Raw genomic sequence first — 15,062 nt, forward strand, 5'->3', positions numbered from 1 at the left:
GGTTTAATACCTCTCGAACGGGGATAAAGAAAGCTTGGCAACTAGTACGCCGACGATTCCAAAGTTAAGACGTATGTCTTCGTCGTAACCGCTGTCGGGGTCCAGTCTTCCTGTGCGGAAGTGACCTTTCATTGTTTCTGAGGGCGCGAACTCCTCAAACCCTTGATGGAATATGACTCTTCGGATATCGATTACGGCGTCGCCTGCGTCGTGTCGGTAGAACACAGCAACAACGTCACCGCTTTGTGCATAGTGGCTTGAGTCCACTTTTCTGAAATATAAAAACTCGCCCTTCTTAATTTCAGGATACATAGCGTCGTCTGGTGCGACCATGCAAAAATCAACAATGCTGCTTAGCTCAGGACTGGGCATGCCGGGAAGCCAAACAATATCGGAGCTGGAGAGAACTTGGTTTTCATCTGTCAGATCGTCCCTCAGCCAAGATGCACAGTCCGGCGTAATTAAAGGGATTCTTTTGTTCTGGACAGCTTTAAGAACAGAGTTTTTCTCAAGCAGTTCCTTGGCTTTGCTTTTTCCGATAAGGCTTTCTATGGAGGTGTCAAGGGCAAGAGCGATAGAAGCAAGTGTCGAAGCTCTAGGCGAAGCCTGACCAGATAGGATTCTCCCGATTGTTGAAGGCGGCATATCACAGGCTTTGGCAAGAGCGTAAGCAGTGAGGTTTTTCTCCTCCATTTGCTTTTTTATTCGGCAAATAACTGATTTTTCAGTTTGGGCTTTATTGGTCATTTTTGTTCCTTATTTGTTTTTACATAGAACGCAATTAAATTTTAGTGAATTAATTTTAAATTATCAAATTATTTGCTATTATTAAACGCAATTATTTTATGCAAATATAGGCTGAATGACATGCGATCTGTATTGTTGAAGAAAAGAAAAAACTCGCAGGCGATTGTTAACCGCCTGGTTGATTTAGGGTGTCCCGTTTCTGTAATCGCCGACTACCTGTCGGTCAAGGACCAGCATATTTATCAGGTAAAAAGGGGAGCCGTCGGTTTGAGTTCCATGAAATTTGAACGGTTGCAGAGCCTCTACGACACCTATCTTCAAAAAGAGGTTTCGAGACAAGAAATGGAAGATAAGCTCAAGGAGAGGAAAAGCTCATGATCGAGTATATGAGGAAGTACGGAGCCGTTCTAGCCGCAAATGGATACAGCGTGATTCCGATCGGCTACAAATCAAAGAAGCCGATTGATGAAAAGTGGAGTGATATTCCCCCTTACACGGTTGAGCAGTGCAAGCGCTACCCATACCCCGCCTGCGGCGTGAGCATCATTAATGGCCGCGGAGATCATCCGGTGTGTGTACTGGATTTAGACTCCGATGACCCGGAGGTTTCAGAAGCATTTTTACGAACGCTTGACAGGAGGCGGACTATCGAAAGAACGGGGAAGCCGAACAGGAAGGCTATTTTTTTCCAAGCTCCCGGTATTGATTGGAGCTACAGCGGGACGGGAAAGCTAGAAAAAGAAGTCGATGGTAAAGTTGTTGAGGTACTGCTGGAGTTTAGAAAAAGCGGCCATACCGTTTTGTACGGAGTTCATCCGGATACGGGAAAAGAATATAAATGGGATAAAGAGTCTGAGGGCCTGGACCTTCTTCATTTCAAGCCCGAAGAGCTTCCAGTTCTCACAAACGAGGATGTGGAGAGAATGAAGATCCGCTTTATCCAAATAGCAAAGTCCTACGGGTTTTCTAAGGCAGGTAAAGATAACGAGTCCGACGAGGAGCCGAACGATATTGACGACGGTAGCTGGTCTGACGTTTCTCCGGGGTTAAGTCAGCTTACGATCGAGCAGGCAAGGGAGTACTTGAATGGTTCAGGTATCGACCCGGAAAGCTATGATTCTTGGCTTCGTGCGGGTATGGCTTTGCATAACCACTTCAAAGGTGACTATGAGGCCTTGAAGCTATGGGATGAGTGGAGCTCGAAAGCGAACAGCTATACAGGTTTTGAGGACTGCGAGAAGAAGTGGATTAGTTTCAAAGAAGACAGGGACAGAAGGATAACGATCGGCTCCATTATCGCAAGCTATAAGAGGAACCACAGGAATTTTGATGCGAAGGTCTACGTTCGTACCTTAGCTGAGAAAATGTATAAGTTGTTTAAGGACGAGATCAAGAAGAGAGACTCAGCGAATTCAAATTGGTATTTGTTTAACGGAAAGCACTGGGATACTGCCAGCCTCGATCAAGTGATAGCTAAGCTGCTTCCATATATCGAGCAGGAGTTTATCGATTACATTGACGAAACCACCATACCGGAACAGCGAAGAAGTCGCGAGAAATTCTATCTAGCCTATCTGAAGTCGCCTGTGCGGTACATCCGTGAAACCGTCTCGGTGTTCTCTTGGCTTCACGCTTCGATTCTAGTGAATCCGGATAGCTTTGATTCTGATTTTCGGTATTTTGGTATCGCCAACGGTGATGTTGATCTTGAGACCGGGTCCTTTCTTGAGCCAGATGCTTCTCGTATGATTTCCAAGAGTTCTTCTGTAGTGTTTGACGCTAAGGCCGACTGTCCACTATGGAAAAAGACTTTAGAAGAATGCTTAGTACGGGAAGAGGTTGTCGAGTACTTCCAAAGGTTTGTTGGGTATACAGCTCTCGGGAACCCGAAGGAGAACAAAATTGCCTTCCTTCACGGTTTCGGCTGTAATGGTAAGTCCACGATTATGTCAGTCCTTCTGGAGGTATTTGGCTCTTATGGTATTGCAATGCAGCCGGAAACCCTTGTGACGTTAAGCGAGAAAAGATCGTCTTCAGCAACGGGGCTGTCTCCCGATGTAGTCAGGTTGAAAGGTGCGCGCCTTGCTCTTGCGGAGGAGCTAACCGAGGGCGCTAAGATCAAAAGCGAGATGCTGAAGCGCCTAGCAGGTAACGAAAAGATTACGGCTCGTGAAATGTACCAATCGCCGATTGAGTTCCAGCCAACGCACACAGTGTTCGTGTGCACCAACCACCTTCCAAAAGTTGCAGATGACAGCGACGGAACCTGGAGGCGCATAGTATTGATCGAGTTTCCTCGCAGTTTTGACAGGGACCCGAATTTCAAGAAAGACGAAAACCTTAAAGAGAAGCTACTTAAGGAGGCCTCGGGAATACTGAACTGGATATTTGAAGGCGTGCGCCGCTACAGGCAGTTTGGGTTGGCGCTTCCGAAGTCTATGGATATGGCCGCTAAAAAGTGGCGTGGCGAGGAAGACGTTGTCGGTTCTTGGGCAGAGGAGTGTTTAGAAGGTACAGCGCCCGATGAAAAGACGCCAATGCGGGAGGTATACGCGGCATTCAAACTCTGGGCGGCGGAGTGCGGAGTAGAGAAGCAGAGCTCCCAATGGTTGACAAGAAGGCTGAAAGAGCGGGGTTACTGTGTCAAGATGACGCCTAAAAAAATTAATTATCTTTTTGGCGCAAGAGTCAAAAGTGAAGAGGAGAGCTGGGAATGGTAGATATTTCAACGGAAGAACTTGTCGAGCTGATGGCGTCCCAGCCGCTCGCACTCAGGAAGAAAATTACAGGCACGCTCGGTTACTCGTTCATAGGTGACTACGATGCAGCCAATTGGGTTGACGGAACTGCCGCGTCCCGCAAGGAGGCGGTGCGTAAGCTGATGAAGGAGGCGCTCGCTTCAGAGGCTACAGAGGAGGATGTCTGGCTCAGAATCGAAGGGGTGAGACTTTTGCTCATGTGTCTTGCGGATTTCCTCAAAGACTCCGAGGATGCCTTCCTAGAACTCACCAACGAGCAGTAGCATGAAGCCCCGACCTCGGGGCCTCTAAGTATCCAATGGAGGGACAAAAATAAAATATAATTTATGCAAGCGAATTGATTTTTAGAGACAAGTAATGCAAGTTGAGTACGCAACCGTTTATCTTGAACAATTGTGTACCGACCAAAGAAGAGCTCAAGCTGAACTTGGTCAGCACTGTGCCAGGAAACTCTATACGTATTTGGATTCTCTAAAGGACGCCCCAAGTATGGAAGATGTTCCGCCTCTCGGTCATCTACACGTACTAACAGGAGACAGAGCTGGACAAATGGCGTTTAAATTGGATAAGAAAATGAGATTGGTTTTTTCTGTTCGCCTACCGGAAACGGGCGTTTGTGGACTAAAAGAGCGCGAAAAATTAGTCACTATTATTTGTGTTGAATACATTGGGAACTACCATGATTAATATGGCAACCGGCAAATGGATTACATCCCCTGGTGATGTTGCCAGAGACGCGATAGAAGATGGGATTGTAAAGCGCGAAGAGCTTCGTGATGCGTTAGGCCTCGGCGAGGTGGACTTTACTTCTTTCCTGTCGGGAGAGCTTGCGCTGTCTGATTCTCTTGCTAAAAGATTAGCTGAATCTATCGGAGGCACCCAGATTTTTTGGGAAAATTCGGAGAGGCGGTATCGGAAAGAGAGAAACGAGGAGGCTGAATGTCTTCTTTGTATGCCGGCTAAGGTAAGAAAGATTCCGAGAGTTTATGGGAGTGTAGGTTGCTATGCGTATTCTTAAAGAAGACCCTTTGGTTATCACTTCGCTGTCGTTTAACATTAATCCGACCTTTACGAATTTCGATGGAGTGGAAGGGCGCTCTCTGATCTCGTTTCCTGTTACTACAAAATTTCGAGAAGATGGAAAACAGCTGGTAGTTGAAGGGACCTTAATGGTTAGAGGTGTGAGTTCTGACGATAAGGAAATTTACTCAGCTTCCTGCACTGGACGGGCTGCTTTCTGGTTTATGGAGCCTCTAACAGAAAAGGAAAAAGCAGAGGACTTTGTTTACGGCAATTTTATTAAACCGGTCTACCATATGCTTAGTTTCTACTTGCAGCACAACATCCTGTCTTCGGGGTTAGTGACAAGTTTCCCTATTGTTGAGCCACCGTTCAGAGCTTAGCTTTGGGTGAGGCCAGGAGCGATCGCTGTCTACATAACGCTGTTTTTTACATCAAGATATGCCCATCGTAATCGGTGGGCTTTTCTACGTCCGTAATCCAAGATGATGTGTATCTCGAACTAGCTAAGTGCTATGACGATCCGCCCCGCTCTCGGGGCTTTGTTGCATTGAGAGAAAGCCAATCCGACATACTTCTTCGCAAAAGTCGGAGAAGGCATGAACAAAAGGATTGAAGAAATTTTCAATGAGGAGCTCGCCCGCTGCTATGCGGACCCGCTCCGTTTTGTCCTTTGGGCCTTTCCTTGGGGCGAGACGCCTGAGACGTCGGTGGTTCGGTTGAAAGAGCCGTGGCTCTCTAAGTATCCGAAGTTTCAGTACGGTCCCGACGCATGGGCCTGTCAGCTCTTAGAGGATATCGGCCAAGAGGTTAAGCAAAGAAACTTCGACGGCTCGCATGCCGTGGAGCCTCTGCGCTACGCGATCGCATCCGGACACGGCATCGGAAAGAGCTGTGTCACGGCTTGGCTCGTGTGCTGGATTCTTGCAACGCGTCCCGGTTGTAAGGGCGTCGTGACCGCAAACACGGCAAGCCAGCTTGAGACCAAGACATGGGCGGAAATCAAAAAGTGGCTGAAGCGTTCACTAGTTGCTGACATGTTCGAAGTTAAGGCGGGCTCAATTGAATCCAAAGAGTCACCTGAGTCTTGGCGCGTGGACGCGCTCACCTGCAAAGAAGAGAACGCCGAGTCCTTCGCAGGTCTGCATGCCGCATCCTCTACACCGTTCTACATTTTCGACGAAGCATCCGCTATCCCTGAGGCGGTCTACGAGGTGGCTGAAGGCGGCCTCACCGACGGAGAACCCATGATGTTTCTTTTCGGGAACCCGACCCGATCTTCAGGGACCTTTCACGCCTGCTTCAATAACTACAAGAAGCAGCAGTACTGGAACCTGAGAAATATCGATTCTCGAACAGTTGAGATTACAAACAAAGAGCAGATCGCTAAATGGGCCGACGAGTACGGGGAGGACTCGGACTTCTTCCGAGTGCGTGTCCGAGGAGAGTTCCCGTCCGTTTCCTCAATGCAGTTTATTCCTACGGATGTTGCAGAGCAGGCGGCAAAAACCAGCATCAGTCACAACACTGCGACTTCAGCAATTATCGGAGTGGACGTTGCTCGTTTTGGCGACGACGACTCCGTGATCTACACCCGCATTGGCCGAGGCTATCTTCCGATCAAGCGCTATCACGGACTCTCCACAACTCAGCTCGTGGCAAAGGTGAAGGCGCATTTTGACTCCGTTAAAAAGCTCGGTTTTCCCGCTGACCGCATCTTCATCTTCGTGGATGAGGGCGGCGTGGGCGGCGGCCCGAAAGACATGCTGCGCGATGATGGCTACCCCGTCAGGGGCGTGCAGTTCGGCGAGAAGGCGGACGACCCTCAGACGTACTCCCGTAAACGAGAGGAAATGTGGGGTCGCATGAAGCAGTGGCTCTCTGACGGAGGGACGATACCGGACGATCGCGAGTTGGTTGAGGATTTGATCGCACCCGAGTACGACATTCTTCCGGGCGGTCAGGTAAAGCTTGAAACTAAGAAGGAAATGAAAAAGCGGGGTCTTCGATCACCTGACGCGGCGGACGCTTTGGCGCTCACATTCGCCTTTAAGGTCGAGGAGTACACCCCATTGGGTGAACTCAAGATGCGCTCGCAGGCCAACGGTCGGCGGGGCTTTGACCCGTTCGATTGTCTGAGGAGACGGTAATGGTACAAATTCAGCACACAACCTTTGAGGAGCTTTTTCATGCGGAAGGCTTTTCTGATTTGGTTAACGAGTACACGCAGGAGACAGCGAACAAGGCGATCGGGGACCCGATGGTTCAGTATGAGCGCTATCGCAAGCTCGAGTACACAGGGAATCTCTTTTGCATAGCGGCTTACGACGAAGGAAAGGTTGTAGGGGTTGTCGGGCTCTTGCTTGCGGAGTCTCAGCACTATCCGTTCCCAATCGTTGCGGTGGAGTCGTTCTACCTGCGCAAGGCCTGGCGCAAAGGCGTGACGGGTCTTCGGCTTTTAAAAGAAATCAAGAAGACAGCTTGGACGCTTGGCGCTCCCGGGTGCTCCTTCATGGCGCCTCCGGGCTCCTCGCTTGACAAGCTGTGCGAGCACCTCGGGATGGTGCACACCCACAACGCTTTTTGGTGCAAGTGTGATGACGTCGATTGAACCCATGGGGCCGGTGACGCCTGCTGTGAACGAGTACTTCGAGACGCTCTGCGAGGAGGTCGCTAAGTACCCGGCGCCCCCTCAGGTGCGAACCGAGCACCACCTGCACGCGGGCGTGTACACGAGAACCTTATACGTGCCCGCAGGATGCGTGGCTGTCGGGCTCAAGCTGAAGATTGAGACTCAGCTGATTTGTGCGGGCCATTTTCAGATCACCGACGGAACAACCACCCGCGAGTTCAAGGGGTATCACGTGCTCGAAGGACTCGCGGGGCGAAGGGCCGCCGCATACGCCATAACCGATTCGGCGTTCTCAATGTGTTTTCCCACAAAGGCGAAAACCGTTGAGGAGGCGGAGGCTGAATTTACAGACGAGCCCGAAAGGCTTTTAACAAGGAAGGAGAAGAAATGTCAGGAGCAGCTATCGTTGGAGCTGTAACTGCGGCGGTGGCCGCGGGAGCGTCCATTTACTCCAGCAAAAAACAGAGTAAAGCGACAAAGCGGGCGGCTGACCAGCAGGCGAAGTCCAGCGCTCAGCAGTTGAACCAGCAACAGCAGGAGTTCAACCGAGCCAACCAGAACGAGGTGGACGTGAGCTCCATTCTTGACTCGGCTCAGGAAGGAGACTCCTCAGCGACAATGCTGACCGGCGCCGGCGGCATTGAACGGGACAAGCTCAGCCTTGGCGGGGTTAGCTCCCTCTTAGGAGGCTGATGATGGAAACGAGTCTGCGCAAGCAATGCGCTCGCCGCTGGGAAGCTCTGAAAGAGGAGCGCTCAACCTGGATGCCGCATTGGCAGGAGATATCAGAGGTTCTCATTCCTCGAGCGGGGCGCTTCCTTGTCTCAGACAATAACAAGGGCGACAAGCGCCACAGAGCCATTCTCGACAACTCGGGCACCCGAGCGCTTCGCACGCTATCGGGCGGCATGATGGCAGGGATGACAAGTCCTGCCCGCCCGTGGTTTCGACTGACGACCAAGGACCCGAAGCTGGACGAGAGCTACGCCGTTAAGGAATGGTCGAGCAAAGTCACAACGCTAATGCAGATGGTGTTCAATCAGTCGAACACCTACCGCGCATTACAGATGGCCTACGAGGAGCTCGGAGCTTTCGGCACCACAGCAGTTGTTCTGCTTGATGACTTTGAGTCCGTGATTCACTGCATGCCGCTGACGATCGGGGAGTTCGCGCTCGCAACAGACGCTCGTGGAAACGTCAACACTTTGTACCGAGAGTTCCGACTGACAGTCTCTGCGCTTGTTGCGGAGTTCGGCTATGCGAACGTCTCGCCTGAAGTGCGCAAGCTGTACGACCGAGGTGACTACGACAAATGGGTTGACGTGGTTAACGCCATTGAGCCAAGAGACTATCGAGACCCTTCGCGCAGAGACGCAAAAAACATGCCGTACCGCTCGGTGTATTTCGAGAGCTCCAAAGCCGATAGGACCTACGGCGGTGTGCTTCGTGAGACAGGCTTCTATCAGTTCCCTGTTCTTGCGGCTCGCTGGAACGTCACAGGAGGCGACATATACGGGACAGGCCCGGGCATGGAGGCGTTAGGAGACTTGCGTCAGCTTCAGCAGGAGCAGTTTTATAAGTCCAAGGCAATCGCGTTGCAGGCTGACCCCGCAGTAGTTGCGAGCGCCGACATGCGCAACCAGGAAGCGAATCTGGTACCGGGCGGCGTCGTGTACGCGGACAACATCGCTCAGGTCCAAGCTATACGCTCTGCCTACGAGGTGAACCTGCGGCTTGACTACTTGGTTCAGGACATTCAGGACACTCGGCGCCGAATCGACGAGGCTTTCTACAAGGACATCTTTTTAATGATTACGGGGATGCCCGCTTCTCAGAGAGCGACCGCAACAGAGATTGCCGAGCGCCACGAGGAGAAGATGCTGATGCTGGGGCCTGTTCTTGAGCGCCTGAACGCTGAGCTGAACGATCGTCTGATCTCAATGACGTTTGACCGACTGCTTCGAGTGGGTCTCATCCCACCCGTTCCGCAGGAGCTGGAAGGTGTTGACCTGAACGTTGAGTTTGTGTCGGTTCTTGCTCAGGCGCAAAAGGCCGTGACAACGAACTCGGTGGACCGATTCACTCAGAACCTAGGCGTGTTGGCGAACATGAAGCCCGAGATGCTGGACAAATTCGACGGCGACTATTGGGTTGACTATTACTCGGACGTTCTGGGTATCGACCCGAAACTGATTCTTCCAGGTGAACGAGTTGCGCTTATCCGTCAGCAGAGGGCAGAGGCTCAGGCGCAGGCGCAACAGCTCGCAAACGCCGAGCAGGCTTCGGCAATCATGAAGAACTTAGGAGGGGCGCAAGCAGGCCAACCACTGGATGACAGTCTGAGGTCTGCGGATTCGGGAGAAATCTACTCAGCGTTCAGCGGCTACTAAGTGTTGCATTGAGAGGAAACCGCTTAGGTAGAGTTTCTTCAGGAAATAAAAACGCCGCTGATTGGACCTCAGCGGCGGTGTCGAGAAAAGACTTTAGGAAATTCTCAACATATACCAGAGCGAGTGCTAAGCATTATGGAAAAACTACTGTTCAACGAGAAAGGACAAATGCGCATGTGGACGAGATGCGCACTTTGGATGGTGGTTGTTATCGAAGCTGCATTTGTCTGGAGTCTGATTCGATGAGTACACGAGACGAGCGAATCAAAGCTCAAGCCGGAAGGGACGAGCTCTTCAAGGACGACTTCAGAAAGCTCATGAGTGCACCCTCAGGCAGACGTATCGTCCATTGGCTTCTCGCAAACTCAGGTGTTCTGCGCACGACCTTCGTGGAGGTTAAGGAGCGTGAGCACTACATGGCGCTTGCGATGGCGCACGCTGAAGGGAAAAAGGACATGGGCTACAGGCTCATGGCAAAGATCAGCGAGATTTGTCCCGAAAACTACACACTGATGATGAAGGAGAACGAGCATGGCTGACGAGAGTCAGGAAGTTCAGAACCAAGAAACCGCGCAGACTGCGGCTCCAGATGCGGCAGAACAGGCCGCGCAGGCAACAGAGAACCAGGCTCAGGCTGAGACTCAGGCCGCACCTTCTGGAAGCGAGCAGACAGCTGAGAGCCTGATGGGGGACACCCTGCTTGGAAGCGGAGATCAGGCCGCTGAAGAGGCCGAGCCTCAGACGCAGGAGCAGGAGACAGCTCAGAGTGCTCCTGAGACCTACGAGGCTTTCAGAGATGTGAACGGCAACGAGTACACACCTGAGTCCGTACAGCAGTTTGCAGACGCCGCTAAGTCTGTAGGCCTTTCTCAGGAGAACGCCCAAAAGCTTTTTGAGGCGATGGTGCCGACAGCAAGAGCGCACATGATGAACGATTTACGGTCCAAGGCCGAGCAATGGGCGTTGGATTGTGAAAAGGACCCCGAGATCGGCGGTGCGAATTTCGGGGCGAACAAGGCGGTTGCAATCTCGGGCTATCGAGAATTCGCGACCCCTGAGCTTCGCACCATCCTGAACGCTTCCGGGCTGGGCAACCACCCTGAAGTCGTTCGACACTTTTTCAGACTCGGGAAGACCTTGCAGCAGGACTCGGGTGTTCACGGAAACGCCTCGGCAAACCCGCCGAAGCGCCGTCGCTACCCGAACTCGAACATGGTCGTTGACGATTAATTTAAAGGAGAATGATGATGGCTGAAATTAAGCCGATGCCTCGCAATCCGAACCTTACCGATCTGCTTGACCGCCAGGATAAAAACGGCGATCTGATCGAGATCAAAGAGGTTCTGGACCTCACAAATGAAATGATTCCGGACGCCACATGGGTGGAGTGCAACAACAAGTTTTCTCACAAGACGACAGTCCGTTCCGGTTTGCCGACAGTCGCCTGGAGAATGCTGAACTACGGTGTTCAGCCGTCCAAGTCTCAAGTTAAGTCTGTGTTCGATACATGCGGCATGCTTGAAGCGTTCGCCGTGGTGGACAAGAAGCTTGCCGAGATGAATGGCATGAAGGAGTCGTGGCGCGTTAGCGAAGAGCACCCCTTCATTGAATCCATGAGCCGCGAGTTCCAGCGCACTTTACTGTACGGCGACACATCCAAGAATCCTGAACGGTTCCTCGGTCTGGCTCCGCGTTACTCCACACTGAACCCGAAGAAGGCCGCCAACGCCGTGAACGTGATTGATGCGGGCGGAACGGGTGACGATCTGACCTCCATCTGGCTGATCGGCTGGGGTCCTGACACTGCGCACTGCATCTATCCAGAAGGCTCCCCCGCGGGGCTTCAGAAGAATGACATCGGTGAGGAAGCCGCATACGACGAAGCCGGCGGCGAGTACCGTGTGTTCAAGACTCACTTCTCGTGGGACGTGGGTTTCACATTGCGCGACTGGCGTTACGTCGTCCGTATCGCAAATATCAGCAAGTCGATGCTTCTGTCTCAGCCGCCGATCAACAACGGCGACTCCGTAACAGTAGGCGGTAAGGAAGTGCCGGGCCATAACCTCTACGAGCTTTTAGTTAAAGCCGTGGTTCAGGTCCCGTCTCTCTCCGGAGCTCGCTTCGCGTTCTACTGCAACCGAACGGTCGAGACATACCTCAGACTTCAGCGCACGAACATTCACAACGTCCAGCTTACGCAGGAAGAGGTCGGCGGCCGCACCGTTACCAAATTTGACGGTATCCCGTTCCGCAGAGTGGACGCCTTGGAATTCGGCGAGGCTCAGGTCACAAATTGAGGAGAGAGCGATGATTATTGATTTTCTTGAACTGTTCACAGACAAGGACGGAGATGAGCTCACAGGCGATCAGGCCTCCAAGTTCGCAATCGATTTCGAGCAGGAGTCTCCGACAACAGGCTATGACGAAGGCAGACCGGTTGCGGTTGCGGCGCTTCTTGAAGCCGCCGGAGCTGATGTCACATTCAAACTCCAGGACTCCGACACACTGGACGGTCCTTTCACGGACTGCTCGGGAGCGGTGACGTTGGTTGACGGAGAGGCGGGTGCGCAAGTCGCCATCCCGCTTCCTCTGAGACACAAGCGTTACATGCAGGCTCACTTCAGCGGGGCGAGTGCAGGGAAGGTTAAGGCGTTCATCACCTCGGGCTTCCAGGACAACCCCGCCTTCGAGCAGGCGCCGGAGCTAGGACGCAACTCGTAATTTTTCAGAGATACTCCTTGGGACCTTTGGGGCGCTTTTTGTGCGCCCCTCTTTTTAGGAAGCATTGAATGGCTGATGTCGTTTCTATCTGCAATTTAGCGCTGTCGTACTTGGGTGATGCCGCGAACGTCGTCTCAATTGATGCGCCTGAAAAAAGCACGCAGGCTGAACTCTGCCGACGGCTGTACCCCATGGCGGTAAGCGCTTTGCTTGACATGCACGACTGGAGCTTTGCCACAAAGCGCAAGGCGGTTCCCGAGCTTGTTGACGAAGGGGGCTTTGGCTGGAGGAAAGTATTTCAACTGCCGTCTGACTCGCTAAGGGTTATCAGCGTGAAGGAGTACCGCTATCAAAGCGTGCTCCGGCACCCTTTTGCACATGTCTTCCCTGACCACGACCCGACACAGGCGGAGTTCGAGGTGAAGGACGGAAAGATATATTCCAACGTTGAAAACGCCGTCGTGCAGTACGTTTCTTCGAACACAGACGTGAGCCGCTTCACTCCTGATTTCGTCGTGGCCTTAGCGTACTTTTTGGCCCATCAGCTTGTAGGCGCACGGGTGAAGGGCAAAGAGGGTCAGACGCTTGCTCAGGCGTTGTTCAAACAATTCCAAGTGTCTCTGTCGATCGCAAAAACCAAGGATGCGAGCCAAGAGCAGAAGCGCATCCACTTTGTCCCTTCATGGATAAAGGCGAGGTAAGCAATGGGCATTAAAAAGGTTCAGGTTGGTTTTTCGTCGGGCGAGTTTTCTCCCTCGATGTACGGAAGATTTGACGACCCGAAGTATGCGCAGGGATTAGCCCGATGCAGGAATTTCATTGTCCGACCGCAGGGCCCCGTGGAGCTTCGCCCGGGCACTCAGTTTGTGCGTGCTGCAAAGTTCGCAGATCGGCCCTGCCGTCTGATTCCGTTCACGTTCACGGTCGATCAGACGATGGTTCTGGAGTTCGGCGACGGCTATATCCGATTTCATACCATCGGCCAAACTCTAATGGGCTCTAACGGTCAGCCCTATGAGGTAGCAACCCCTTACCGAGCGGCGGACTTGTTCGAACTCCATTACGTCCAAAGCATGGACGTGATGACGATCGTTCATGCGAACTACCCACCGAAGGAGCTGAGGCGCTACGGCGCGACGGATTGGCGGCTTACTGATGTTCAGTTCAGAGCCCCGCTGACACCGCCCACGATCACGTCGGTGGTGTTCACCGTTGAGCCAAGCGACGGGGTGACGCTTACTGAGGGAGAGAAAACCCGCTACACGCTGAAGTACAAAGTGACTGCCGTCCAGGACACGGGAGACGGCATTCAGGAGAGCGAAGCGAGCGCGATAGGCTCCTGCAAAGGCAACCTCTATTTGAATAGTTCGGGTGTGACGATCACATGGTCGGCGGTGGCCGGCGCAAGTCGATACCGCGTGTACAAGAACAAGGGCGGTCTTTACAGTTTCATTGGCGAGACTGAGGAGCTCTCGCTTAACGACGACAACCTGGACGCCGACAGCGGAATTACACCGCCCCGATATGACCAGGTTCTCGGCAACGGACGCAACCCTAGTGCTGTCGCATATTTCGAGCAGAGAAGATGCTTTGCAGGGACGCCGCAAAACCCGCAGACGGTGTGGATGACTCGAAGCGGCACGGAGTCTGACCTCAGCTACACCATCCCGAGCCAATCCGACAATCGCATCCGGTTCACAATCGCGGCTCAGGAGGCGTCTAAGATCATCCACTTGATTCCGCTTTCACAACTAGTAGCCCTTACGAACTCGACGGAGTATCGAATTTCTGCGGGGAGCGGTTCTGGCCTGGCTCCTGATTCGATCGACGCCAAGGTTCAGGCAAACATTGGCTCCTCCATGGTTCAGCCCGTGATCGTGAATTCGACCATGGTTTACGCGGCGGCTCGAGGCAACCACGTACGGGAGCTCGGTTACAACTGGCAGGCCTCGGGCTTCTCGACGGGCGACATCTCCATTCGTTCCGAACATTTCTTCGAGAACAACCCCGTCAAGGACATGGCGCTCTCGAAAGCGCCTGACTCGATCATTTGGTGCGCAATGTCTGACGGCTCCCTGATCGGCTGTACTTATCTGCCCGAGCAAAATATCTGCGGCTGGCACCGTCACGACTTCACGAACGGAGCGGTCGAGTCGGTGACGACGGTAGTAGAGGGCGAAGAGGACGTCGTTTATTTGAGCATGAGACGCACGATCAACGGGGCCGTTGTGCGTTACGTCGAGCGCATGCACGAGCGCTTTTGCGCCCGGCTTGAGGACGCGTTCCACGTGGACTGCGGCGGCATTTATCAAGGCGCCGCAACCAAGACGATCTCGGGCCTTACCTGGCTTGAAGGACAGAAAGTATCGATCTTCGCCAATGGCTGTGTTCTTCCACAGCAGACCGTGGTGAACGGCACAATCACGCTGAGCCAGCCCTCAACAAAGGTGTTCGTGGGCCTTCCGATCACAGCGGATTTCCAGACGCTGCCAGCCTCTGTCCAGCTTCAGGATGGCTCCTACGGTATCGGGCACTCTAAAAACATCAACGACGTGTATCTGCGGGTCGTCAAATCTTCGGGCGTTTTCATCGGCCCCGATTTCGAGAACTTAGTGGAGGCTAAGCAGAGAACGAGCGAGCCTTACGGGTCTCCTCCCGATTGGATGGAGAAAGAGATTTCAATCATGCCGTACTGCGCCTGGAACGATGCGGGGCAGATTTGTGTGCGTCAGGTGGACCCGCTCCCCTTGACGATCGTTTCAGTCGCAGTTGATTTAGCACAATGAGGATAAC

The 15,062-nt window shown here is 52.7% G+C and carries 18 protein-coding genes; 17 read left to right on the plus strand and 1 reads right to left on the minus strand.

The window, feature by feature from the left end:
- Positions 1–3: 3 nt before the first annotated feature.
- The gene (locus AC6I1F_RS03595) at positions 4–747 is read right to left on the minus strand and encodes a helix-turn-helix domain-containing protein (RefSeq protein WP_289170934.1); all 744 of its coding nucleotides are present in this window, start codon (positions 745–747) and stop codon (positions 4–6) included.
- Positions 748–867: 120 nt separating this feature from the next.
- On the opposite strand from AC6I1F_RS03595, the gene AC6I1F_RS03600 reads away from it, so the two are divergent.
- From AC6I1F_RS03600 to AC6I1F_RS03680, 17 genes are all read left to right on the plus strand, one after another.
- Positions 868–1,125: a hypothetical protein gene (locus AC6I1F_RS03600; RefSeq protein ID WP_288319270.1), complete on the plus strand. Its 258-nt coding sequence runs from the start codon at positions 868–870 to the stop codon at positions 1,123–1,125.
- Positions 1,122–3,467 carry a phage/plasmid primase, P4 family gene (locus AC6I1F_RS03605; RefSeq protein WP_288319269.1) on the plus strand — a complete coding sequence of 782 codons (2,346 nt, stop codon included), beginning with the start codon at positions 1,122–1,124 and terminating at the stop codon, positions 3,465–3,467. The genes AC6I1F_RS03600 and AC6I1F_RS03605 overlap by 4 nt, the downstream gene beginning before the upstream one ends.
- Positions 3,461–3,769, plus strand: coding sequence for a hypothetical protein (locus tag AC6I1F_RS03610; protein WP_288319268.1), 309 nt, complete (start codon positions 3,461–3,463; stop codon positions 3,767–3,769). The genes AC6I1F_RS03605 and AC6I1F_RS03610 overlap by 7 nt, the downstream gene beginning before the upstream one ends.
- A gap of 94 nt (positions 3,770–3,863) precedes the next feature.
- A complete protein-coding gene (locus tag AC6I1F_RS03615; RefSeq protein WP_160334059.1) occupies positions 3,864–4,193 on the plus strand; it encodes a hypothetical protein in 330 nt (109 codons plus the stop codon).
- The gene (locus AC6I1F_RS03620; RefSeq protein ID WP_160334058.1) at positions 4,186–4,524 is read left to right on the plus strand and encodes a hypothetical protein; all 339 of its coding nucleotides are present in this window, start codon (positions 4,186–4,188) and stop codon (positions 4,522–4,524) included. The genes AC6I1F_RS03615 and AC6I1F_RS03620 overlap by 8 nt, the downstream gene beginning before the upstream one ends.
- Positions 4,511–4,909 carry a hypothetical protein gene (locus AC6I1F_RS03625; RefSeq protein ID WP_160334057.1) on the plus strand — a complete coding sequence of 133 codons (399 nt, stop codon included), beginning with the start codon at positions 4,511–4,513 and terminating at the stop codon, positions 4,907–4,909. The genes AC6I1F_RS03620 and AC6I1F_RS03625 overlap by 14 nt, the downstream gene beginning before the upstream one ends.
- Before the next feature lie 216 nt (positions 4,910–5,125).
- Positions 5,126–6,676 carry a terminase gene (locus AC6I1F_RS03630; protein WP_160334056.1) on the plus strand — a complete coding sequence of 517 codons (1,551 nt, stop codon included), beginning with the start codon at positions 5,126–5,128 and terminating at the stop codon, positions 6,674–6,676.
- On the plus strand, positions 6,676–7,137 hold the full coding sequence (locus AC6I1F_RS03635) for a GNAT family N-acetyltransferase (protein ID WP_160334055.1): 462 nt from the start codon (positions 6,676–6,678) through the stop codon (positions 7,135–7,137). The genes AC6I1F_RS03630 and AC6I1F_RS03635 overlap by 1 nt, the downstream gene beginning before the upstream one ends.
- Positions 7,124–7,576 (plus strand): hypothetical protein, encoded by a 453-nt coding sequence (locus AC6I1F_RS03640; protein WP_160334054.1) that lies wholly within the window; start codon positions 7,124–7,126, stop codon positions 7,574–7,576. Before AC6I1F_RS03635 ends, AC6I1F_RS03640 begins: the two co-directional genes overlap by 14 nt.
- Complete coding sequence (locus AC6I1F_RS03645; RefSeq protein ID WP_160334053.1) at positions 7,546–7,851, plus strand: hypothetical protein; 306 nt, start codon at positions 7,546–7,548, stop codon at positions 7,849–7,851. Before AC6I1F_RS03640 ends, AC6I1F_RS03645 begins: the two co-directional genes overlap by 31 nt.
- Positions 7,851–9,548, plus strand: coding sequence for a portal protein (locus AC6I1F_RS03650; protein WP_202074496.1), 1,698 nt, complete (start codon positions 7,851–7,853; stop codon positions 9,546–9,548). The genes AC6I1F_RS03645 and AC6I1F_RS03650 overlap by 1 nt, the downstream gene beginning before the upstream one ends.
- A gap of 242 nt (positions 9,549–9,790) precedes the next feature.
- Entirely contained in the window at positions 9,791–10,087 is a 297-nt protein-coding gene (locus tag AC6I1F_RS03655) for a Bbp19 family protein (RefSeq protein WP_160334051.1), read from the plus strand.
- Entirely contained in the window at positions 10,080–10,778 is a 699-nt protein-coding gene (locus tag AC6I1F_RS03660) for a hypothetical protein (RefSeq protein ID WP_160334050.1), read from the plus strand. Before AC6I1F_RS03655 ends, AC6I1F_RS03660 begins: the two co-directional genes overlap by 8 nt.
- A gap of 17 nt (positions 10,779–10,795) precedes the next feature.
- Positions 10,796–11,845 (plus strand): major capsid protein, encoded by a 1,050-nt coding sequence (locus AC6I1F_RS03665; RefSeq protein WP_237178658.1) that lies wholly within the window; start codon positions 10,796–10,798, stop codon positions 11,843–11,845.
- A 10-nt stretch (positions 11,846–11,855) separates the two neighbouring features.
- Positions 11,856–12,269: a Bbp16 family capsid cement protein gene (locus tag AC6I1F_RS03670; protein ID WP_160334049.1), complete on the plus strand. Its 414-nt coding sequence runs from the start codon at positions 11,856–11,858 to the stop codon at positions 12,267–12,269.
- A 68-nt stretch (positions 12,270–12,337) separates the two neighbouring features.
- Positions 12,338–12,970: a phage connector family protein gene (locus AC6I1F_RS03675; RefSeq protein WP_290432674.1), complete on the plus strand. Its 633-nt coding sequence runs from the start codon at positions 12,338–12,340 to the stop codon at positions 12,968–12,970.
- 3 nt (positions 12,971–12,973) lie between these two features.
- Positions 12,974–15,055, plus strand: a complete 2,082-nt coding sequence (locus tag AC6I1F_RS03680) for a phage tail protein (protein ID WP_160334047.1) — start codon at positions 12,974–12,976, stop codon at positions 15,053–15,055.
- The last annotated feature ends 7 nt before the right edge of the window (positions 15,056–15,062 follow it).

This window comes from Parasutterella sp. St.1A3, from assembly GCF_059728705.1.